The 21669-nt window shown below is 69.3% G+C and carries 23 protein-coding genes; 8 read left to right on the plus strand and 15 right to left on the minus strand.

All coding sequences use genetic code 11. The features are described from left to right. Positions 1–154: 154 nt before the first annotated feature. Positions 155–874 carry a hypothetical protein gene (locus MFF07_RS18330; RefSeq protein WP_238232555.1) on the plus strand — a complete coding sequence of 240 codons (720 nt, stop codon included), beginning with the start codon at positions 155–157 and terminating at the stop codon, positions 872–874. 31 nt (positions 875–905) lie between these two features. On the opposite strand, the gene MFF07_RS18335 is transcribed toward MFF07_RS18330, so the two are convergent. Then, complete coding sequence (locus MFF07_RS18335; protein WP_147816640.1) at positions 906–1139, minus strand: hypothetical protein; 234 nt, start codon at positions 1137–1139, stop codon at positions 906–908. 434 nt (positions 1140–1573) lie between these two features. On the opposite strand from MFF07_RS18335, the gene MFF07_RS18340 reads away from it, so the two are divergent. Together MFF07_RS18340 and MFF07_RS18345 are read left to right on the plus strand one after the other, a co-directional pair. Continuing rightward, a complete protein-coding gene (locus tag MFF07_RS18340; RefSeq protein WP_147816641.1) occupies positions 1574–3211 on the plus strand; it encodes an inorganic phosphate transporter in 1638 nt (545 codons plus the stop codon). A 67-nt stretch (positions 3212–3278) separates the two neighbouring features. Beyond that, the gene (locus MFF07_RS18345; protein WP_238232556.1) at positions 3279–4292 is read left to right on the plus strand and encodes an NAD-dependent epimerase/dehydratase family protein; all 1014 of its coding nucleotides are present in this window, start codon (positions 3279–3281) and stop codon (positions 4290–4292) included. Positions 4293–4311: 19 nt separating this feature from the next. On the opposite strand, the gene MFF07_RS18350 is transcribed toward MFF07_RS18345, so the two are convergent. The 4 genes from MFF07_RS18350 to MFF07_RS18365 all read right to left on the minus strand — a co-directional run bounded on the left by MFF07_RS18350 (position 4312) and on the right by MFF07_RS18365 (position 7067). Further along, positions 4312–4677, minus strand: a complete 366-nt coding sequence (locus MFF07_RS18350; RefSeq protein WP_147816643.1) for a hypothetical protein — start codon at positions 4675–4677, stop codon at positions 4312–4314. A gap of 161 nt (positions 4678–4838) precedes the next feature. Then, positions 4839–5177, minus strand: a complete 339-nt coding sequence (locus MFF07_RS18355; RefSeq protein WP_147816644.1) for a DUF3325 domain-containing protein — start codon at positions 5175–5177, stop codon at positions 4839–4841. A 7-nt stretch (positions 5178–5184) separates the two neighbouring features. After that, positions 5185–6765, minus strand: coding sequence for a PepSY-associated TM helix domain-containing protein (locus MFF07_RS18360; RefSeq protein WP_238232557.1), 1581 nt, complete (start codon positions 6763–6765; stop codon positions 5185–5187). Beyond that, positions 6762–7067, minus strand: a complete 306-nt coding sequence (locus tag MFF07_RS18365) for an iron transporter (protein WP_238232558.1) — start codon at positions 7065–7067, stop codon at positions 6762–6764. Before MFF07_RS18365 ends, MFF07_RS18360 begins: the two co-directional genes overlap by 4 nt. Positions 7068–7737: 670 nt before the next feature. Between MFF07_RS18365 and MFF07_RS18370 the strand changes: the two genes are divergently transcribed. Continuing rightward, entirely contained in the window at positions 7738–7920 is a 183-nt protein-coding gene (locus MFF07_RS18370; protein ID WP_147816647.1) for a hypothetical protein, read from the plus strand. Between the two features lie 18 nt (positions 7921–7938). Here the strand turns inward: MFF07_RS18370 and MFF07_RS18375 are convergent, their stop codons facing one another. Next, a complete protein-coding gene (locus MFF07_RS18375; RefSeq protein WP_238232559.1) occupies positions 7939–8391 on the minus strand; it encodes a hypothetical protein in 453 nt (150 codons plus the stop codon). 270 nt (positions 8392–8661) lie between these two features. Between MFF07_RS18375 and MFF07_RS18380 the strand changes: the two genes are divergently transcribed. After that, positions 8662–8955 carry a hypothetical protein gene (locus MFF07_RS18380; RefSeq protein ID WP_147816652.1) on the plus strand — a complete coding sequence of 98 codons (294 nt, stop codon included), beginning with the start codon at positions 8662–8664 and terminating at the stop codon, positions 8953–8955. Here MFF07_RS18380 and MFF07_RS18385 read toward each other — a convergent pair. Together MFF07_RS18385 and MFF07_RS18390 are read right to left on the minus strand one after the other, a co-directional pair. After that, the gene (locus MFF07_RS18385) at positions 8952–9281 is read right to left on the minus strand and encodes a hypothetical protein (RefSeq protein WP_238232560.1); all 330 of its coding nucleotides are present in this window, start codon (positions 9279–9281) and stop codon (positions 8952–8954) included. The genes MFF07_RS18380 and MFF07_RS18385 overlap by 4 nt on opposite strands. A 127-nt stretch (positions 9282–9408) precedes the next feature. After that, positions 9409–9666, minus strand: a complete 258-nt coding sequence (locus MFF07_RS18390; RefSeq protein WP_147816654.1) for a hypothetical protein — start codon at positions 9664–9666, stop codon at positions 9409–9411. A 620-nt stretch (positions 9667–10286) separates the two neighbouring features. On the opposite strand from MFF07_RS18390, the gene MFF07_RS18395 reads away from it, so the two are divergent. Beyond that, positions 10287–10667 (plus strand): hypothetical protein, encoded by a 381-nt coding sequence (locus MFF07_RS18395; protein ID WP_238232561.1) that lies wholly within the window; start codon positions 10287–10289, stop codon positions 10665–10667. A 38-nt stretch (positions 10668–10705) separates the two neighbouring features. On the opposite strand, the gene MFF07_RS18400 is transcribed toward MFF07_RS18395, so the two are convergent. From MFF07_RS18400 to MFF07_RS18430, 7 genes are all read right to left on the minus strand, one after another. Further along, positions 10706–11278 (minus strand): helix-hairpin-helix domain-containing protein, encoded by a 573-nt coding sequence (locus tag MFF07_RS18400; RefSeq protein WP_238232562.1) that lies wholly within the window; start codon positions 11276–11278, stop codon positions 10706–10708. Positions 11279–11423: 145 nt separating this feature from the next. After that, the gene (locus MFF07_RS18405) at positions 11424–12359 is read right to left on the minus strand and encodes a LysR family transcriptional regulator (RefSeq protein ID WP_238232563.1); all 936 of its coding nucleotides are present in this window, start codon (positions 12357–12359) and stop codon (positions 11424–11426) included. 106 nt (positions 12360–12465) lie between these two features. Continuing rightward, on the minus strand, positions 12466–12756 hold the full coding sequence (locus MFF07_RS18410; RefSeq protein WP_147816658.1) for a formate dehydrogenase subunit delta: 291 nt from the start codon (positions 12754–12756) through the stop codon (positions 12466–12468). A gap of 9 nt (positions 12757–12765) precedes the next feature. After that, positions 12766–15627: a formate dehydrogenase subunit alpha gene (gene fdhF / locus MFF07_RS18415; protein WP_238232564.1), complete on the minus strand. Its 2862-nt coding sequence runs from the start codon at positions 15625–15627 to the stop codon at positions 12766–12768. Positions 15628–15637: 10 nt separating this feature from the next. After that, the gene (locus MFF07_RS18420; protein WP_238232565.1) at positions 15638–17197 is read right to left on the minus strand and encodes a formate dehydrogenase beta subunit; all 1560 of its coding nucleotides are present in this window, start codon (positions 17195–17197) and stop codon (positions 15638–15640) included. Then, positions 17194–17667 carry a formate dehydrogenase subunit gamma gene (locus MFF07_RS18425; RefSeq protein WP_238232566.1) on the minus strand — a complete coding sequence of 158 codons (474 nt, stop codon included), beginning with the start codon at positions 17665–17667 and terminating at the stop codon, positions 17194–17196. The genes MFF07_RS18420 and MFF07_RS18425 overlap by 4 nt, the downstream gene beginning before the upstream one ends. Positions 17668–17820: 153 nt before the next feature. After that, complete coding sequence (locus tag MFF07_RS18430) at positions 17821–17973, minus strand: hypothetical protein (RefSeq protein WP_238232567.1); 153 nt, start codon at positions 17971–17973, stop codon at positions 17821–17823. A gap of 205 nt (positions 17974–18178) precedes the next feature. Here MFF07_RS18430 and MFF07_RS18435 point away from each other — a divergent pair, with 205 nt between their 5' ends. Together MFF07_RS18435 and MFF07_RS18440 are read left to right on the plus strand one after the other, a co-directional pair. Beyond that, a complete protein-coding gene (locus MFF07_RS18435) occupies positions 18179–20209 on the plus strand; it encodes a glycosyltransferase (protein ID WP_238232568.1) in 2031 nt (676 codons plus the stop codon). Then, positions 20206–21300: a glycosyltransferase gene (locus MFF07_RS18440; protein ID WP_238232569.1), complete on the plus strand. Its 1095-nt coding sequence runs from the start codon at positions 20206–20208 to the stop codon at positions 21298–21300. Before MFF07_RS18435 ends, MFF07_RS18440 begins: the two co-directional genes overlap by 4 nt. The last annotated feature ends 369 nt before the right edge of the window (positions 21301–21669 follow it).

Consider the following 21669-nt stretch of genomic DNA (forward strand, 5'->3'; position numbering starts at 1 on the left):
AATTCCATGTCCGCATCCACCCGATTCGATGGACCTCTGGTCCGGTTTTGGTTAAGATCCCGCGATCGTTCGCCACCCGAGCCCGACGCCGTTCCGCCACGGGACGGCACCTTTTGGCGGCTTGGGACTCGCGCGACGTTTCGGGAGAGTGGCCATGTCGGTCGTAACGCGGTGCGGGGCCGTCAGCCTCATGCTGGGCCTCCTTCTCGGTGCAGCCCCGGTCCTCGCGCAGACGAAGGCGAGTGAGACGTCCGGCTCGTCGTGGACCGACCCGCCGGTACGTGGCTCGGCCGGGCCCGAGACACCTTCCACGGCCAAGGAGATACCTGGCCCGGTCACGCCGGTGGAGGGCAAGGCCGGGACGACGGCGCCAACCGACGCCGCAAAGCCGACGCAGGAGACGGCCTCGGCGCCGGCCACGACTCCCGCAGAGCGGGCGGCGGCCAGCCTCGGCGTCAAGCCGGTCGCGGCAAGCCGGCGATCCGAAGCGTCGAACCGGTCGCGTCGCCCCGTCGTGCGGCCGCGCATGGTCGAGAAACCGATGGTCATCTCCCGGCGGCCAGCGCGGATCGTCGAACGCCCCGCGCGCCGGTTGGCACAGCAATACAGGTCGGGCCCCGTCGGCAGCAGCCGCGCCTTCGCAGCGGAACCCCAGTCACCCTACAGCCCGTATCGGGCCTACGCCGCCACGGCCTCGAACCGGCGTCTGGCGGGCTGGGGCGGGCTGATCGACGAAGACCGTGCAGGCCGAACCGCCCGAGCCCGCGAGGCCGGCTACACGGTGATGCGCATGCGAACCTACGAATACCCGGACGGGACCCGTGTTCAGCGCCTGACACCGTTCGGCGGCGGAGGGTTCGGAGACCTCGACTGAGAGATCCGGGCCGGGCGGTCGTTGATCCGGTTCAGCGAAGCCGGCCGGGCCGGGCGGGCTCGAACACGATACGCCGGTGGAACGCGCACCAGCTCTTGCCGTCGGCGACGGGAGCGCCGCAGCAGAGCGCCTGATCGTTCGGCTCGCCGATGATGAACTTGCAGACGAACGCACCCGACTGCGCGAACGGCACACGGAGCTTGGCGGACGGCTCTGCGATCGGATCGGCCTCGCTGATCTGCGACATGCGCACAAGCTGGTTCATGAAGTTTGGACTCGCGGAGATGATCGGAATGCCCCGGGACCCGTCCCGGTGGCGCGTAGAGATTCGCCTGTCCTGCCCCAAGCCGGTTACGGGATTCTTCGACGCTCCAGGGGAACGCCGAAAAACCGAAACCGCGCCAAACCGGGCGCACAGGTGTCATGATGCTGTTATAGCTGGGGTTCTTGCTCCGGGAAACAAGTCCCGACTGCTTAAGCGTGCGGTGCACACAAAGACTTGGCGATCATGCTCCGCAGCAGGCGCATGGCTGACGGGCGGATCGGCCCGTGCCGATGCTTAACCGTCAACTGTTCTGCGAATGCGAATCACACGCGCTTTTCATCCCCGCCGAAGTGCAGCACAGGCGGCTTTCGTCACCGAACTGATATGCGGCGGCTGTAGGCCACCGGCATCACTTCGGACGGACACTGCCCATCATGTCGGACGCCATCGCCGCCGGGTCATCCCACGCGCGCCAACCCGCTCAGAGCAAAGGCGGGCCGCGCCTGGATCATGGCATCCATCCCGGCGGCGTCATCGTCTTCCTGCTGATTCTGATCGCCGGGCTCGGTTACGCCGTCGTCAGCCTCATCGCCGACATGAACGCGGTCGGCGAATCGCCGCTTGCCGTCGGGGCCTTCGCGCTCCTCGGCCTCGCCCTGCTGATCGCGCTCGGCTTCGAGTTCGTGAACGGGTTTCACGATACCGCCAACGCGGTCGCGACCGTGATCTACACACACTCGATGCCGCCGCTCGTCGCGGTGGTTTGGTCCGGCACCTTCAACTTCCTCGGCGTGATGCTGTCGAGCGGCGCTGTGGCCTACGCCATCGTCACGCTGCTGCCGGTGGAGCTGATCCTCCAGGTTGGCTCGGGGGCGGGATATGCGATGATCTTCTCGCTGCTCATCGCCGCGATCCTGTGGAACCTCGGCACCTGGGCGCTCGGCCTGCCGAACTCGTCCTCGCACGCCCTGATCGGTTCGGTGCTCGGCGTCGGCCTCGCCAACCAGCTGATGGGCGGCGGCGACGGCACCTCGGGCGTCGACTGGGCCCAGGCCTTCAAGGTGTTCCAGGCGCTGCTGTTCTCGCCGCTGATCGGCTTCGTGGCCGCCGCCCTGCTGCTTCTCGCCCTGAAATACACCGTGCGGAACAAGACGCTCTACGAGGCGCCGAAGGGCGAAGCGCCGCCGCCGCTCCTGATCCGCGGCCTGCTGATCCTGACCTGCACGTTGGTCTCGTTCTTCCACGGCGGCAACGACGGCCAGAAGGGCATGGGCCTGATCATGCTGATCCTGATCGGCGCGGCGCCCACCGCCTACGCCCTCAACCGCACCATGTCGGACGAGACCACCCCGGCCTTCATCGAGAAGTCGCAGGGCGCGAGCGCGGTGTTCGCGAGCCACGCCGATGGCCTGTCCGCCTCCACCGACGCCGCCGCGGCGCGCAAGGTCGTAGGCGACGCGTTGAAGACCAAGCACCTGAACACGCCGGACGTCTTCGCCGCCCTCGCGACACTCTCCAACGACATCGCGGCCTCGGTGAAGAATTACGGCTCGATCCGCCAGGTCCCGGCGGCGGCGACCTCGAACGTGCGCAACGACATGTACCTCGCGTCGGACGCGGTGCGCCTGCTCCCGGCCTCCGGCGCCACCCTGTCGGACGCGGACAAGGGCACCCTCAAGACCTACGCGAACCTGCTCAACGAGGGCACCCGCTTCATCCCGTCCTGGGTGAAGGTCTGCGTGGCGCTGGCGCTCGGCCTCGGCACCATGGTCGGCTGGAAGCGCATCGTGGTCACCGTCGGCGAAAAGATCGGCAAGACCCACCTCACCTACGCCCAGGGCGCCTCGGCCGAGCTCGTCGCCGCCGGCACCATCGGGCTCGCCGAGGTCTACGGCCTGCCGGTCTCCACGACGCACATCCTGTCGAGCGGCGTGGCCGGCACCATGGCGGCCAACGGCTCCGGCCTGCAGGCCTCGACGGTGCGCAACATGGCGCTCGCCTGGGTGCTGACGTTGCCCGCCGCGATCACGCTGGCCGGCGGCTTGTTCTTCATCCTGCGCCACGTGTTCTGACGCCCGGGACTTTGCGTTTCGCCGCCGCGTGAGGGAAGAGAGCGCTCCTTCTCACCGGCGGAACGGCATGACACGCGTCCTCGTCACCGGCTCGGCCGGATTCATCGGCCACGCCCTGAGCCGCCGCCTTCTGGGCGACGGCCATGCCGTGACAGGCTTCGACGCGTTTTCGGACTATTACGACGTCGGCCTGAAGCGCGCGCGCCACGCCGAACTCGCCGCCTCCCCCAGCTTCGAAGCCGTGGAGGCGCGGCTCGAAACCCCGGGCGCGCTGCTCGACACGGTGGCACGCACCCGCCCCGAGATCGTCGTCCATCTCGCGGCGCAGGCCGGCGTCCGCTACAGCATCGAGAACCCGCGCTCCTACGTTGAATCCAACCTGGTCGGCACCGCGAACCTGCTGGAGGCCGTGCGGGCGCATCCGGTGCGCCACCTGCTGCTGGCCTCGACGAGTTCCGCCTACGGCGGCGACGCGCAGTCGCCGTCTCGGGAGACCGACCGGGCCGTCACGCCGGTCTCGTTCTACGCCGCCACCAAGCTCGCCACCGAGGCGATGGCGCATTCCTACGCCCACCTTTTCGGAGTTCCGACGACGGCTTTGCGATTCTTCACGGTCTACGGGCCGTGGGGCCGGCCGGACATGGCCCTGTTCCTGTTCACGAAAAAAATCCTGGCGGGAGAGCCGATCGAAGTGTTCTCCGGCGGCTCGGCGACGCGGGACTTCACCTATATCGACGACCTCGTCGAAGCGCTGATCCGGGTGATGGACCGCATCCCGGCACAGCCCGGCGCGGGCGCTCCGGTCTGTGCGGCGGATACGCTGAGCCCGGTGGCCCCTTATCGCCTCGTCAACGTCGGCGGCGGCCGGCCGGTGCGGCTCGACCGGATGATCGATACCCTCGAAGCGGCCCTCGGCCGGACGGCGCAGCGAATCTCCCTACCCCTGCCGCCGGGCGACGTCTCCGCCACGCGGGCGAGCACCGAGCTGCTGCAGGCCCTGGTCGGCACGGTGCCGGAAACCCCGATCGAGGTCGGCCTGCCGGCCTTCGTGCGTTGGTACCGGGATTTCTACGGAGTCTGAGGACGATGGCCGGGCGAGTCTACTCGCCTGGGCAGACCCGCCGGCGCGTCCAGCGGGACCGCAGCGCGAGCAGCCCCTGCGCGGCGACCACGCCGATGCCGGCCGCCGCGGCCTTCACGACAAAGTCGGCGAGGCGACCGTGGCGGCTCGCGGTGAAGACCTGGCCGAATTCCAGCCCGGCCGCGATGCCGATTCCGGCGCAGAAGGCGAGCAGCCAGTGCCGCGGATAGGCCAGGGCCAGCAGAAAACCGAGCAGCGCATAGGCCAGAGCCCGCTCGATGTCCGCATCCTGGGTGACGACGGGGCGCAGGCCGATCGGCGCCAGCGTCACGAAGACGAGCGCAGCGACGAGCGTCCAGCACATCAGGCGCGCGAGCTTGAGCATCGTCTCTGGTGACCCGTACGACCGGGTCGGGTCAAGTGCGGTGCAGCAACGATCGTGTCCTACCAATGTGCATCGATCCCGACCGATGCGTCCGGCGGACGGCCGCCGCCGCGCCGTCGTGCGGGCAGACGGCGATGAGCGACGCTCTTCGCCGCCCGGTCTCACAGAGTGAAAGCAGCCACGAGCGCCAGCGGCAGGGCGAGCAGCGCGGCCGGGCGGATCCAGGATGGGCGGTACGATGCGAGCGCCACAACGAGGAGCGCCCCGCCGGAGAGCGAGCCGAGCCACTGCACCGGACCGAAATTCCAGCCCTCCGCCATGACCGCGACGGCGAAGCACAGGGCGATGCCGGCCCAGCCCGCTGCCCTTAGCCCGAGCATCGTGCGCCGTGAGGGTTTGGCCGTGAACGCCGCGGCGTGGTGGCGGTTCATGCTCAGGCAGAGCGCGGCGAGCGCGGCGAAGCTCAGCGCGAGATTCGCGAGGAGGACGATCGGCGTCATGCTGGTCTCAGGCCTGTTCCAGGGCGTTTCTTCGGAGGGGAGCGACGGCCTGAGGGCGCCGCCGTCCCGGGGCTTCGACGCCGTGGGCCTTGTAGGCCGCGATGGCGAACAGGCCGGCGAGGGCGAGCATCGCCGCGTCGAACCAGAGATAGAGGGCATCGCCCGCGGCTACGCTCGCCAGCGGATGGCGTCCGGTCGCGAGGCCGTTCACCACCGGCACCGCAAGGAACAGGGCGGCACAGGCGGCCAGCATCTCCCGCCAGACAGAGGCCTGCGGACGCAAGGCCGCATAGACGGCCGCCAGGATCCAGACCGCGAAGAACACGCCGACTTCCCAATCGGCCCGCGCGCCGAGCCCCACCGGCAGCAGGCGGTTGGCGAGAAAGTAGGCGGCGACCGCGGCGGGCAGGCCGGCGACGGTGCCGAGATTGAGCACCCGCACCAGCCGCAGGCCGAAGAACGGCGCCGCGCCGGGCGTCGGCAGCCGCGCGACGCTCCACAGCACCAGCCCGGTGCCCACCATCGCCGCGCCTGTCAGGCCGCAGAGGAAGAACAGCACGCGCAGGGCCGGCCCGGCGAAATGCGCCTCGTGCAGGCCGACCATGGTGGTGAAGGTCTTGGACGCCGGCTTGAGGTTCGGGTTCAGCACCTGCAGCAGCGTGCCGGTCGCGCCCGCGAACGCCACCTGCGGATGCTGGTGGGAGAGCCCGTGCGGCTCCTCGAACACCGCGACGACCTTGGACTTGGCATCCCCCGGCATCTCGACGATGACCATTTCGAGGGGCTCGGAGACGCGCTCGAGCGCCTGGCGGACCATCGGGCCGACGGGGGCGAGCGTGCCGGGCTTGCCGGCCGGGGCCAGGGGAGCGGTGATCTGGCCCGTCTCCCCATAGAAGCGCATCGCGTCGCCCTTGTAGGCGGTGAGGACGCCCCAGGGCATGTACATCAGCGCCAGCGTCGCGATGCCGGTGTAGGTGATCATCAGGTGGAACGGGATCGCGACTACACCGGCGACGTTGTGCGCATCGAGCCAGCTGCGCTGCGCCGATTTCGCGTGCCGCCGGAAGGTGAAGAAATCCGCGAAGATCCGTCGGTGCGTGATGATGCCGGACAGGAGCGTCACGAGCCCGATCATGGCGCAGATGCCGGCGATCCAGCGCCCAATCGTCGAGGGCAGGTTCAGCTCGAAGTGGAAGCGGTAGAAGAAGTCGCCGCCGAAGGTTTCCCGAACGGCGGGAGGGCCGCCCGTCGCGGGGTCGAGCCGGGCCGTCCCCGGCGGCAGCGCGAAATCCGTGAACCACATCAGTGCCACGGCCGGGTCGGCGGCGCTCGGCAGGGTGACGTACCAGGCGATGGCGTTCGGGGCCGCACCCTTGAGATGGGCGACCGCCGTCTCGGCCGCGCGGGCGAGGTCGTCCGGCGTCGGGACCTGCTGGACGACCGGCAGTTCGGGCCGCATCCAGCGCGAGACGTCGGCCCGATAGTAAGTGGCCGTGCCGGTCATGAAGATGCAGAACAGCACCCAGCCGGCCACGAGTCCGGCCCAGCTGTGCAGCCACGCCATCGATTGGCGCAGGCCGTTCCTCATACCGAGGCTCCCGCCCGCATGAGGACCCAGAGCCCCAGGCTCAACGCGCCGACCGGCAGCGCGAGCCACAGGGTCGCGACCCGCAGCGACCGGGCGGCGAAGACGAACAGCACGACGACGGCCATCACGGTGAAGCTGAGCAGCGTCGCCGCGGTCACGGCCTCGGCCGGTTCGAGCGGCAGTGTCAGCGAGAGGACGGCGGTGGCGAGCGCCGCGAGCGCATAGCCGCCGACGATGGCGAGCAGCACGCGGCCTGCGACGCCCGCACGGTATCCCCGCCCCGTTCTCCGTCCTGTGCCCATCGGCTCCACCACAGGCCGACCGGCACCGCCGGCGAAGCTCCTGCGGATCGACGGCAGGTCTCCGGCTCGGGCGATCCGTCGGCATCCACGCCAGCGTGGATCGTGCGGTACCAGCCCGCTCGGGCACCCCGCAACAGGAATTTCATGGAACGATTCTAAGGCTTTGCGCCGGGATCGGTCTGCGGCCGGGGCGAACGGCTCCCTCGGACGCGGCGACGGGGAGCAGCACACGTGTGCGTGGCCGGATCGGACTGCAGGCACGTCGCGGAAGGCGGAGCCGACGGACCGGCGGAGCTGAAAAGCCCCGTCAGGTCCGCCGACCACTCCGCGACCCGACTGGGGGGATCTCGGGGCGCTTCGTAATGGTCAAGCTACGCCGCGAATGATTCCCGAATGTTTCCGGCGGCCCTGCGCCCGGCGCCGAAGCCGACGAATTGCGCCGCCGCGTCGCAGCCGACCGGCTCGGATCGGGAATCGCGGGCGCGCGCCCGGCGGTGGCACACGGCGTCGGCATCGTGGTCACACCACACCCCATTCTCGCGCATCGCGCGTCGACGCACGTCCGGGACGTCGCCGCATCCCCCATCTGGGTGATGAAACACGCAATTTCGCATGCTTTGACGGATCATCGACGGTGATGGGGTTGGGACCGATGCGATATCTGGAGACATTGCCCGCGTGGGCGGCACGGCAGCGCAGCCGCCGCCTCGTCCGGCACAGCGACGAGAAGGTCGTGCGCTGGATCGGCCACAATCAGGCCGCGAAGGACGAGCCCGGCAAGCCGGCCCCCGAGCCTTCGAGCAACGACAACGTGGTCACCTTCGCGCCGATGCGGACCGCCCAGGCGCACTGACCAGGTGCACTGACGTCGTCAGGGCTCGTCCCCGCATCCACTCGGCCCGCTCCGTCGCCTCGGAGCCGGGCCGCTCTCGTGAGCAGGCTCAGGCCAGGGCGAGCCGGCCGGCGAGCAGGGCGAGGCCGACGACGATCCAGGTGACGTAGTCGCCGATGAGCCCGCTATGGGCCACGTGAGCAGGCGGAACGGACTGGCCGTAGCGCCGCCGAGCTTCAGCAAGGCCCTCGGCAGATGGCCGCGCGAGAGGTCGTAGCCGGCCAGCGCGACGGCCAGCACCACCGAGAGCGGGGGCATGGAAGCGGCGCGGATCGCGAGGTGATGATCGCCGCAACGGCCGATCTGCCAGACCCAGATCGCCCCGAGGCCCCCGCAGAGGACGGCCGCGCCGACCTCGTTCACATTCAGGCTACCGGCGAGGACGAGATAGACGCCCGCGAGCACGACCCAGACAAGACCCAGCTCGACCATCCGGCGGACCCGCTCCGGCAACGCTCGCGATCTGCAACGGACTTGTCCTCGAACGGTTCCGCACTGTCTCGACCGGCCAGGCCCGGCAGCCTCAAGAACAGAACGGCCCTGAAATCAGTGATCGGTCCGGGCATGACCCTTGGCACCTGATCCGGCAGGGTTCATGCTTGCCCGACACGCCGCCACAGAAGCGGCCACGGGAGCCGCGCTTTCTGCCGACGAACCGGCAGCTCCGTCGCCGGAAAGCGCTCCAGCCATGGAGGAACGCCCATGCTCGCCGCCAACCGTCTCATCAAATCCGCCTGGATCGCAGTCGAACTCGATCACGACCGCTGCGAACGCATCCTCGTCGTCGAGGCCTATATTGCCGTCAGCCCGCTGGAGAAGGACTACGATCCGGTGCGTTACCAGAAGGTCGTCGAGGATGTGCGCCGCGTGCTCGCCGCCAATCCCGACATCGACCGCGCCTCGATCCTGAGCATGCACCGCGACACGGCCTGCACGGCACTATTCCGCTCGTCACCGGCCGGAATGAAAGCCCCCGACACGGCGAGTGCGGCCTAATCCAGCGGAGCCTCCGCCGGATCGGCGACCGGGGCCTCGCCCGCCGCCGGGTCTGTCGCCCCGTTGCCGGACCTGCCGTGCGTCCGGCGCTCGGCGCCGCCGCAGCCCAGGCAGACCGATCCGATCACGCGCTTGGTGCGTGCATCCATGCGCCTGTCCATGGCGACCTGCCGGTTGAGCGCGTCTTCGTTCGCCCGCGGCAGGGCCGAGGGCGCGGCCCGCAGCGGCGACAGGCCGCCCGACGGGCGGGGGCTCGTATCCACGTCCTGCGCCGAGACGCCGGCGCAGCCCGCGAGCAGCACCGCCACACCGATCGTCATCCGCATGAAGACATCTCCACCGACTCGCGCCGACGGTGCCGGGTGAATTCGCTCATTTCGAGGCGATGTCTCAGGGCCGGCGAAGAGGACGGTCGTGGGGTAATCCGCGATCGTCCGCTCCGTCAGGTCCCGATCATCCGATCTCGAGGACCGGCGGCTCCCAGGCGGCGACGCGATGGCGGCCCTCGTCGGTGATCTGCCAGGTTGCGAAGGTGCCGCCGAGATGCGGCCCGGCCTGGGTGCCGACCCAGCGCAGGTTGCCGTTCCGTTCGAGAACGCGGAGGCGGGCATGGTCGCGCGGCCAATCGCGGTCCGGATTTTGCTTGATCGAGATGCGGCCTTCGATGGCGACGGCAGCCTTGTTCAGAAGACGTCGGGAATGCAGGGGCATGCTGGCTCCTTCGTTCGGGAAGTCTCAAGGGGGTGGGACGCGGATACGGTTGCGCAGCGGGTCGTAACCCGGCCGGCGCCGGCAGATCGTGCCCGGACCCGACACACACCTGCCGCCAGCGACGTCCTGATGACGTCGACGGCAGCCGGACGGATCGTTGCACACAGTCTTCTGCGCTCGCGGCCCGGCATGCCGGAAACGCGAACACCTCGCTCATGAAGGCCGGGGCGCATGCGCGACCCGACGAGAACCCGCGGACGGATTCAGGGTGTGAGCGTCAATGCGTTTCCGAGCGCCGGGTTTCATCCGGCGTTTCGAGAACACGATTCAGCCAGAAGGCCGGTTGCGAACCTGGCTGAGGCATCAGCCCCCAGGGTCGCGAAGCGCCGGGTCGGCGCGGTCCTGCTTCGGACACGTCCCGTCGAGCATGGGGCTCTCCCCGTCGAATCGGTGGTCGAAAGCGCCGGAGCGCAAAAGAAGCTTAGCCATTCGTGACCGCAGCGCAACCCGCATCGACGGCAATACGGGATTTCGAAGGCAGAAGCTTGGCCGAGCACGATCGCGCATGCCATGGAGGGTGTCGCGTGCGGCGGGGTGCAACGGCTGCGGGAGATTCCTCGATGAAGGCCAGGATGCAGGAGCTGCTCGGGCTGCTGACGATGGTCGTCGAGCGCGTCGGCGCCGCCAACGCGCGCACGGCGCAGGCCGAGAGCCGGGCGGAGCGGATGAGCCTGATGCTCGACGCGCTGTCCGACGAGAACGCAGCCCTGCAGACCGAGCTGGACGAGGCCGAGGAGACCGCGCAGGCATCAGCCGAGACGATCCGCTCCCTGCGCGAGCAGGTCGAGGCCGGCGAACGGCTGGCCGAGATGCTCGAAGCCCGCGCCACGGAAGCGGAGCTGCGCATTCATCGGGCGGCCGATGCGCTGGGGCTGTCGGCCGCCGCCGATCCGTCGGTGCCGGGAGCCGAAGCGCCTCGTCCCTCGGTCGCCCTGCACTGAGCGACCCGTGCCGCCGGGGCAAGCGCCCGGCAGCCTCCCTATCGCACGACGACGTTCGGCTTGATGGTCTCGTAGTCCTGGCGCTTGAGCACGCGCCGCGTGAGCAGGTCCTCGGGGGCGGCATAGGGCCGGTTGGCGATGATCGTCTTTCCGATCATCCCAGCGCCGAGCGCGTTGAGCGCCTCCACCGGCGCGGTGTTCAAGTCGACACCTTCGCCGGCTCCCGGTGTCTCGAGCGGCGCCTCGGCGGGCGTGTCGGGACTGGGCGGCGGAAGCGCGGCGGAACGCTCCAGTGCCGGCGCGGCCGGCGCGGGTGCGGTGTCCACGGGTGCCGGCCCGCTCATCGCGGGCGGGGGCGCACTCTCGGGCGATTGGGGCCGAGCCGCCGCCGTCGGCCGGCCGCCCGGATAGACCGAGCGCACGCCGGCCTCCGTCGGCTCGGCGAGCGTCGGCTCCATCGGCTTCGGCCGGCGGGCCGGTGTCTCGACGGCGGGAGGCGGCAAGGCGGCCTGCGTCGTCGCGGAGCGGGGACCGAAGGCCTGCCACAAACCGGCGAGGGCCGCGGCCAGCGCCACGAGGGTGAACCCGAGAAACAGCGTGGAAGCCTTCATAGGCGGCAATCGAGTCCTTCTTGGAGGGTCGGGCGCGACACGCGCGTCTGCACGGGCTTATCCGGCAGACCACCGATCGACGCCACCCCGGCCGGCAAACGGTTCGCGGCCGACACAATCCCGGTCCGAGCCGGATTTGCGGATGTCAGCTCCGCTTGATTCCGGCCCGGCGCACGCCGCTGGATCCGGTGCCGTCGAGGGTGCCCGCGATGGCTCGCGCTACGGCGACGAGGGCCGTCACCATCGGCGTCGCCGGATCCCGGCGCGGCGCGACGAGGCCGATCACATGCGTCAGATCCGGCTCGACGATCGGGATCGAGCGCACACCCTCCGTCGGCCCCAGGGCGTCGGCGAGGATCGCCGGCATGATGCTCGCCCATTGCAGGGTGCGCACATGGGTCATCAGCACGATCATCGAGTTCGACTCGAGGGTCGGGGCCGGCTCGCCCCCCGCGGCACGGAGCTGCTGGTCGATGATGCGCCGGTTCTGCATGTTCGGCGTCAGCAGGCAGAGCGGCATGCGCCCGGCCTCCGCCCAGGTGATCGAGTCGCGGTCGTCGTAGGGGCCGCCGGCCGCCGTGAGCAGACGATAATGCTCGGTATAGAGCGGGACCGAGATCACCCGGCCTGTCGGCTCGTTGTCGAGATAGGTCAGGCCGGCATCGGCCTCGAGATCGTCGAGCAGTTGGAAGATGTCGGCCGAGGTCGTCGATTCGATGGTGAAGCGCACGCCGGGATGGCGCTTGCGGTAGGGCGTCGTCAGCGCGGCGACCATCGGCAGCGCGGTCGGAACCGCGGCGATGCGCAGGTTGCCGGTCAGTCCGCGCTTCAGGGACGAGACGTCCTCGTGCATGGCGCGGGCGTCGGCGACGATGCGGCGGGCCCAGGCCAGCACCCGCTCACCCTCCGGCGTAAAGCCCTGGAAGCGCGAGCCGCGCAGCACGAGCTGCACGCCGAAGCGGTTCTCCAGCTGCTTCACGCCGGCGGACAGGGTCTGCTGCGTGACGTTGCAGGCTTCCGCAGCCCGCCCGAAATGCTCTTCGCGGGAGAGGGCGAGCAGGTAGTCCAGCTTTTCGATCACCCCATCCACCGCGCCGGCCCGCCCGCAGGCGCGGACCCGACGGTGGTAGAGCGATGCCGTGGTGCGCTCAACAGGCCGCTCGGCGCGGGCTGTTGAGCGTCGGGGTTCAGCCCGCGTCGCTGGCGCCCTCGCCGACGAGCTGCGGATCGCGCGTGGCGGGCCGCACCGGGCTCTCGGATTTCGGCTCCTCCGAAAGTGCCTTGACCACCAGCGGATCGACCTTGTCGCCCCCCGCCGGCAAATACGCCGTGAGCGCGCGGATCATCTTCGGCGCCCAGAAGGCGACGAGGTGCTTGTGGATGCCCGCGACCGCCTCGTCCTCCGGATAGGTCCGGAAGAACGTGGCGATCTGGTTCGCCATGCGGACGAGCTTTTCGTCGTTGGTGAGCGCACTCATCGCCGGGGCTTACTCCGCCGCCTGCTGGGCTTCGGCGATGCGCGTCAACGAGAAATCCTCCTCGTAGAACCGCGCCTGCCAATCGGACGGGCGGTTGGTGCGGCGGACCTGGACCGCGGTCACCTTGTACTCGGGGCAATTGGTGGCCCAGTCCGAGAAGTCGGTGGTGATCACGTTGGCGCCGGTCTTGGCGTGGTGGAAGGTCGTGTAGACCACGCCCGGCTGCATGCGCTCGGTGATCTTGGCCCTGAGCGCGATGTCGCCTGAGCGGCTCTCCAGGGCGACGAGATCGTCGTTGACGATGCCGCGCACCTCCGCGTCGAACGGATGGATCTCCAGCACGTCCTCCTCGTGCCAGCGCGAGTTCTCCGTGCGGCGGGTCTGCGCGCCGACATTATACTGCGACAGGATACGGCCGGTGGTCAGGATCAGCGGGAACTTCGCCCCCGTGCGCTCCTCGGTGGCGACGTATTCCGTGATCATGAAGCGGCCCTTGCCGCGCACGAACCTGTCGACGTGCATCATCGGGGTGCCCTGGGGCGCCTTGTCGTTGCACGGCCACTGGATGGAGCCGAGTTCGTCGAGCTTGGCGAAGCTGACGCCGGCGAAGCTCGGGGTCAGCGCCGCGATCTCGTCCATGATCTCGGAGGGGTGGTTGTACTCCATCTTGTAGCCCAGCGCGTTGGAGAGCAGCACCGTGCCCTCCCAGTCGCCGTAGCCGCCCTTGGGCGCCATGACCTTGCGCACGCGGGAGATCCGGCGCTCGGCGTTGGTGAAGGTGCCGTCCTTCTCGAGGAACGAGGCGCCCGGCAGGAAGACGTGGGCGTATTTCGCGGTCTCGTTCAGGAACAGATCCTGGATCACGATGCACTCCATGGCCATGAGGCCGGAGGTGACGTGATGCGTGTCGGGGTCCGACTGCGCGATGTCCTCGCCCTGGATGTACATGCCCTTGAAGGCGCCATCGACGGCCTCGTCGAGCATGTTGGTGATGCGCAGGCCCGGCGCGTTGTCGAGCTTTGCGCCCCACAGGGCCTCGAAGCTCTCGCGGGTGGAATCGTCCGAGACGTGGCGGTAGCCGGGCAACTCGTGCGGGAAGGAGCCCATGTCGCAGGAGCCCTGAACGTTGTTCTGCCCGCGCAGCGGGTTCACGCCGGCGCCGACCATGCCGATGTTGCCGGTGGCCATGGCGATGTTGGCCATGCCCATGACCATGGTCGAGCCCTGGCTGTGCTCGGTGACGCCGAGACCGTAATAGATCGCACCGTTGCCGCCGGTGGCGTAGAGGCGCGCCGCGGCGCGCAGATCCGCCGGGTTGACGCCAGTGAACGCCTCGGCCGATTCCGGCGAGTTGCGCTCCTCGGCGATGAAGCGGGCCCAGGATTCGAACTCGGCGAGGTCGCAGCGCTCGCGGACGTAAGCCTCGTCGATCAGGCCCTCGGTGACGATGACGTGGGCGAAGGCGTTGATGAAGGCGACGTTGGAGCCGGGCTTCAGCGGCAGGTGGTAGTCGGCCTTGATGTGCGGCGACTTCACGAGGTCGATCTTGCGCGGATCTGCGACGATGAGCCGGGCGCCCTCGCGGATGCGCTTCTTCATGCGCGAGGCGAAAACCGGGTGGCCGTCGGTCGGGTTCGCGCCGATGACGAGGATCACGTCGGACTTCTCGACGGACTTGAAGTCCTGCGTGCCAGCCGAGGTGCCGAGCGTCGACATCAGGCCGTAGCCGGTCGGCGAATGGCAGACGCGGGCGCAGGTGTCGACGTTGTTGTTGCCGAAGGCGGCGCGCACGAGCTTCTGGACGAGGTAGGCCTCCTCGTTGGTGCAGCGCGACGAGGTGATGCCGCCGACCGAGTCCTTGCCGTACTTCGCCTGGATGCGCTTGAACTCGGAGGCGGCGCGGTCGATCGCGACCTCCCACGAGACTTCCTGCCAGGGATCCGTGATCTTGTCGCGGATCATCGGCTTGGTGATGCGGTCCTTGTGGGTCGAGTAGCCGTAGGCGAAGCGGCCCTTGACGCAGCTATGGCCCTCGTTGGCCTTGCCGTCCTTGAACGGCACCATGCGGATGACCTTGTCGCCCTGCATCTCGGCCTTGAACGAGCAGCCGACGCCGCAATAGGCGCAGGTGGTCACGGCTGAGTGGTCGGGCTGGCCGAACTCGTGGACCGACTTCTCCTGCAGGGTCGCGGTCGGGCAGGCCTGGACGCAGGCGCCGCAGGACACGCATTCGGACTGCATGAAGTTCGTCGGACCCGCCGCCACGCGGCTGTCGAAGCCGCGGCCGGAGATGGTCAGCGCGAAGGTGCCCTGCGTCTCCTCGCAGGCGCGGACGCAGCGGTTGCAGACGATGCACTTCGAGGGATCGTAGGTGAAGTACGGGTTCGACTCGTCCTTCGGCAGGTACTTTTCCGAGGTCGGCTTGACGTGGTTCTCGCCGTCGTAGCCGTAGCGGACGCCGCGCAGGCCGACTTGGCCCGCCGTGTCCTGCAACTCGCAATCGCCGTTGGCCGCGCAGGACAGGCAGTCGAGCGGGTGGTCGGAGATGTAGAGCTCCATTACGCCCTTGCGCAGGCGGTGCAGCTTGTCCGTCTGCGTCTTCACGACCATGCCGTCCTCGGCCGGCGTGGTGCAGGAGGCGGGGGTTCCGCGGCGGCCCTCGATCTCGACGAGGCACATCCGGCAGGAGCCGAACGGCTCCAGCGAATCCGTCGCGCAGAGCTTCGGGATCTTGGTGCCCATGTGCATCGCAGCCGACATCACCGAGGTGCCCGCGGGCACGGTGACGGTCTCGCCGTCGATGGTCAGGCTCACCGTCTTCTCGCTGACGCGGATCGGCGTGCCGTAGTCGATTTCCTTGATGAGGCTCATGGCTGCTTCCTCACTCGGCCGCGACGGGCAGCTGGCTGCCGCGCGTAAAATCTTCGGGGAAATGCGTGATCGCGCTCATCACCGGCATGGGGGTCAACCCGCCCATGGCGCAGAGCGATCCGTCGGTCATGATCTCGCAGAGATCCTTGACCAGCTCGATGTTGGCCTCCGGGCGGTTGCCCGCGATGACCTTGTCCATGGTCTCGACGCCGCGCGTCGCACCGATGCGGCAGGGCGTGCACTTGCCACAGGATTCGGTGGCGCAGAACTCGAAGGCGAAGCGCGCTTGTTTGGCCATGTCGACGGTGTCGTCAAACACGACGATGCCGCCATGCCCGACGAGGCCCTTGGCCGCCGCCATCTTCTCGTAGTCCAGCGGCGTATCGAGCAGGTTGTCGGGGAAGTAGGCGCCGAGGGGGCCGCCGACCTGCACCGCCCGCACCGGCCGGCCGGAGAAGGTACCGCCACCGAAATCCTCGATGATCTCGCGGATCGTGATGCCGAAGGCGTACTCGATCAGGCCACCCTGCTTGATGTTGCCGGCGAGCTGGATCGGCAGCGTGCCGAGCGAGCGGCCCATGCCGTACTCGGCATAGGCCTTGGCGCCGTGCTCCAGGATCCACGGCACCGCCGTGAAGGTCATGACGTTGTTGACCAGCGTCGGCTTGCCCATGAAGCCCTTGAGGGCCGGGATCGGCGGCTTGGCGCGCACGAGCCCGCGGCGGCCCTCCAGGCTCTCCAGCAGCGAGGTCTCCTCGCCGCAAATGTAAGCGCCGGCTCCGAGGCGAACCTCCAGGTGGAAGGTCTTGCCGGAGCCCAGGATGTTCTCGCCGAGGGTGCCCGCCTTGACGCCGTTGGCGATGGCGTCGCGCATGGTGCGGAACGCCTGCGGGTATTCCGAACGGCAATAGATGTAGCCGCGGGTCGCGCCGACGGCGACGGCGGCGATGGTCATGCCCTCGATCAGGTTGAAGGGGTCGCCCTCCATCATGATGCGGTCGGCGAAGGTACCGGAATCGCCTTCGTCCGCGTTGCAGACCACGTATTTGCGCTCGTTCTCGGCGAGCATCACCGTGTTCCACTTGATGCCGGCCGGGAAACCGGCGCCGCCGCGTCCGCGGAGCCCCGAATCCTTGACCTGCTCGACGACTTTCGCCGGTCCGAGCTTCAGCGCGGCTTCGAGGCCGCGATAGCCGCCATGCGCCCGGTAATCCTCGACGGAGACCGGATCGACCACGCCGCAGCGGTGGAAGGTCAGGCGGTGCTGGCGCTTGAGGAAGGGGATCTCTTCCGGGTTGCCGAGGCGCAGCGCATGCGCGCCGCCCTCATGCAGGCCGGCATCGAGCAGGCCTTCGACGTCGGCATAGGTCACCGGGCCGTAGGCGATGCGGCCCTCGGCCGTCGCGACCTCGACCATCGGCTCGAGCCAGAGCAGGCCGCGGGTGCCGGTGCGGACGATCTCGACGTCGAGACCGCGCTGTTCGGCGCCGGAAAAGATCGCGCGGGCGACGCGGTTGGCGCCGAGGCCGAGGGCGACGGCGTCCTTGGGGACGAAGATCTTGATGCTCATGCCCGGGACTCCTTCAAAGCGGCGTCCAGGCTGTCGGCGCTGAGGCGCACGAGGGGCTCCTCGCCGATCATCGCGGCAGGGCCGTTGGAGCAGAGACCGAGGCAGTAAACCGGCTCGACCGTGACCTCGCCGTCGGCGGTGGTGCCGTGCCAGTCGATGCCGAGACGCTGCAGGATCTCGCCATGTAGCCGCTCCGAGCCCATGGCCTGACAGGCCTCGGCGCGGCAGAGCTTCACCTGCTGGCGTCCGGCCGGCGCCTTGCGGAAGTCGTGGTAGAATGTGATGCAGCCATGCACTTCGGCGCGCGAGAGGTTCAGCGCGTCGGCGATGATCGGCACCGCGGCCTCGTCGACGTAGCCAAATTCCTCCTGCAAGGCATGCAGGATCGGGAGCGTCGCGCCTTCGAGGTGCTTATGCTCGGCGACGATCCCAGCCGCGCGCGAAGCGCTCCAAGGCTCGGGACTCGACATGTTTTCCTACCCAAATTGGTCTTGTTCTAAAAGCCAATTGAACAGGAAAGGCGATATAATTCAATCAAACGGACCCGTCGGGCGACAAAAGATTTTTGTCAGGAGCGGTCGGCCCGTAGCAGCCGCACGACCTCAGGCCAGGCATCGGATGCATCACAGCGTGTGCGTACTCGTATCTCGCCACGACGATGACTTTGCCACTGCGATGCCGAAGCGATCGAGGTCGGCGGTCAGCGTCTTGCCGGCCGAGACCGTGCCGCCGTCGAAGAGGGACGCACCGAGGGCATGGTCGGAACGGGAATGCATGAAGACGAGAAGCCCGAGCGCTCTGCGGCGCGCCCGGACGCGCATTCCTGCTTGCCAACGGCGAAGGACCCGAAGAGTCGAAGCCTGCAACCATTGATATGACGGCTTTTCTTTACGGTTCTCCCGGCATGGTCCCAGCCAGACGTCATGGCGGCGGAGGCCTGCCGCGCGGTTCCCGATGACCGCGTCCGAGAACCGAGCCGGCATGAGCCACGGGCCAATCCAGTCTCAGGACGATCACGGCATCGCCGACTGGCCCGGCGCCCTCGGCCCGCGTCCACCCTTGCCCGACACGCTTCCGGACGGACGGCCCTGGCCGCAGATCGTCGTCGTCATCCTGCCGGGGGCGGGAGAATCCGACGACGCTGCGACGCTCGCCTCGGTGGCGGCCCAAGCCTATCCGCGCCTGCGCCACGTCCTCTGCCGGGACGCATCGCAAGCCGGCAAAGCGCTCGGCATCGCCTGTACCGATTCGAACACGGATTTCCTGCTCTGGATCGCGGCCGGCGACCTGCTCGCGCCCAGCGCGCTGGCCGCCCTCTGCCTCGAAGCGGTGCTGACGGGCGCGGGCGCCGTCGCGGGGCTCCGCGTGCTGTTCGACCGCGGCGTCCACGGCCTCGACGTGCTCGGCAACCCGGCGGCACCGCTGTCGGAGGCAGGCGGCCGGTCCGGCTGCGGCGACATCCTGGTCTCCCGCAAGGCGATGCTGCGCCTCGCGCTTACCGAGACGAACCCTCCGCCTTCCTCGGCCGTACTCTGGCAGAGCCTCGCGGCTGCCGACATCCGGCTGTCGCGGATCGGGCGGCCGGTCCTGCTCCGGCGCGACCCGGCGGGCGAGACCGCGGTCGCAGGCCTGTCCGTCGTTTCGCTGACCGATCTCGGCTACGGCGGCGGTGCCGGCATCGCCCATCGCCGGCTCGCCGAAGCGCTCGATCTGGCAGGCCACCGCATCACCCATGTCCGGCTCGCCGACGAATCCCCGCCCGCGGCGGCGGAATGGACCGACGCCTTCCCGCGGACCGAGTCCGCGATCCTGGCGGGACGGCACGACCTCGTGCTCGCGGGCAACCTCCACGGCGCGACCCGCGTCGGCGGCGTGATCGAACGCCTCGCGGCGGAAGTGCCGACGGCGCTCGCGCTGCACGACCTCTTCGCGCTGACCGGACGCTGCGCGCATCCCAAGGATTGCGCGGTGATCGCCACCGGCTGCAACGCGCGCTGCCCGACGCCGACCGAATATCCGCAGCTCGACCCGGCCCGCATCGCCGCCGCCCATGCCGGGAAGCGCCGGCTCCTCACCGGGTCCGCCGCCCCGCTGCTGCTGGCCAATTCGGACTGGACGGAGGCTCGTGCCCGCGCGCTTGCGCCGGACCGAACCACGATCGCACCCGTTCAACTGGCCTTCCCGACCGGCGTGTTTCGCCCCCGCGACCGCGCAGCCCTGCGGCGGCAGCTCGGCCTGCCCGAGACCGACATCCTCGTACTGTTCGCCGCCGTGATCGCGGATGCGCCCGACAAGGGTTTCGACGACCTCGTCGCCACCATGGCGCGGGTCGCCCGGCCCGGCATCGGCTTCGTCGCGGTCGGGCGCCTCGACGACCCGAGCGTGTTCGGCCTCGCCAACCTCCACGCGCCCGGCCCGATCGGCGACGAGGAGATCCTCGCGCAATGGTACGCCGCCTGCGACGTCTACCTGACGGCGAGCCGGCTCGAGACCCTCGGGCAGACGCCGATCGAAGCGGGCCTGTGCGGGACGCCGACGGTGGCCTACCGGGCCACCGGCCTCACCTCGGCGGTGATCGACGGCGTCACGGGCCTCCTCGTCGACCCGCGCACGGGCACGCTCGCCGAGGGCCTTGAGGCGTTGATCGCCGACGCACCCCGCCGCCGCCGGCTCGGCGCCTTCGCGCGGATCGTGCTGGAGAGCCGGTTCAGTCACGCCGCCGCGGCCATCTCGCTGCACGAGGCCTTCGCCGGATGGGCCGGCATACCCTCGGTCGCGCCGCGCGCCCGGCTGACGTTCCGGCCGGCCATGCTCGATCGCTTCGCCTTCGCGAAGGACCGCCATGCCGGTGCGACCGGACTGGTGGCCGCGCCTTCGCGCCCGATCGTCCGCACCCTGCGGCGGGCCAAACAGGCCGTGTTCGGCCGCGGCATGCCGCTCTGGATGCGCCGCGCCCTCTACGCCGCCACGCTCCTGCGCCGCAGCGCCTCCCGCCGAACGGTTTCGCGATGACGGAGCGTCCCGCCCTGCGCCGCCGCGTCTACATCGATCAGACCAACATGCGCGGGCATGTCACCGGCATCGAGCGGGTCGCTCTCGACCTGTTCGCACCCGAACGGCTGGCGCCGCACGAGGTCCGGGCCCTGCGCAGCCCGAGCCTCCTGCGGATGATGCTCGACCAGCACATCGCCGTGCCGGCGCGCGGGCTCGCCGACCGCTCGGCCCTGTTCGTGTTTCCTGGCTTCCCGCCGGGGCCGCTGGCGTTGGCGCTCGGACGCCGCTGCGTCACCTACATTCACGACACCTTCCTGCTGACCCGGCCGCAGGACCTGAACTGGCGCGCCCGCGCCTACATGGCGCCGAGCTTCGCCCTCGCCATGCGCCTCGGCCGGACCTTCCTGGTGAATTCGCAGACCACCGGGGAGGATCTGCGCAGGCTCTGCCGCCGCGATGCCCTGGTGGCGTTGCTGCGGCCGGCGGTGCGCGACGTCTTCGGCCTCGCCGGCCTCGCCGGGCCGGCCGCCTACGTGGCGGGCGAACCCCTGCGCCTGCTGGCGATCGGCACGATCGAGCCGCGCAAGGATTATGGGGCCGCCGTCGCGCTGACCGCGGCGCTCGTCGCCGCCGGCATTCCGGCCGAACTGCACATCGTCGGCCGCGTCGGCTGGGGCCGGCAGACCTTCCTCGATGCGCCGCCCGCCTTCCTGACGCTGCACGGCTATCTCGACGATTCCGGGTTGCGCAGCCTCGCCGGCCGCTGCCACCTCCTGCTCTCGACCGCCAAGGCCGAAGGGCTGGGGCTGCCGCTGCTCGAAATCCAGCATGGCGGCCTGCCCGTGGTAGCGCCGACGGGTCCGGTCTTCGCCGAGGTGCTCGGCCGCTCCGGCCTGTTCATCCGCCCGGAGGACCCCGAGGGGTCGGCGCGTGCGCTCATCGGATTCGCCCGCGACGGGAGCCTCGCGTCTGCGGCCGCCGCCTCGCGCGGGAACGTCGCCCGCTGGAACGCGCTCGCGGCGGCGGATGCCATCCGCTTCCACAGGTTCCTCGGAGAGGGCGCGTCGGCCTATGGCGGCGACCCGGCAGCAATCGTTCCGCCGGCCTGAACCGCCCGTAGCGACGCCTGGACGCAGATCCGGAACGCGCCGGACTGTCGAAATCTTACCGGCGCATGACCGGCGCGATCGCTGAAAAACCGGCATAAACGATATCCGCCGGCAGTCTCCGTCCGGCCTGTAAAGCTCGGCCGGACCAAGACGTGAATCTTCGTCGAGGGGGATTATTAACGTTACTCGCGATTGAGGCTTTCGCAGCTCGCCACGTCAACCTGCGAGCCATATTCACGGGGATATGTTGCAGCTCAGTGAGAAGATCGTCTTGGCACCCGCATTGCGGATGGTTTCCCATTCGTTGAGCGGATGTTCCGTCACGGGACATCCCGCTACGAGACGAAACAAGCGCCGACACGCCGACCG

Origin of the sequence: Methylobacterium thuringiense (genome assembly GCF_022179645.1) — a bacterium.
GTDB classification, from domain to species: Bacteria; Pseudomonadota; Alphaproteobacteria; order Rhizobiales; family Beijerinckiaceae; genus Methylobacterium; species Methylobacterium thuringiense.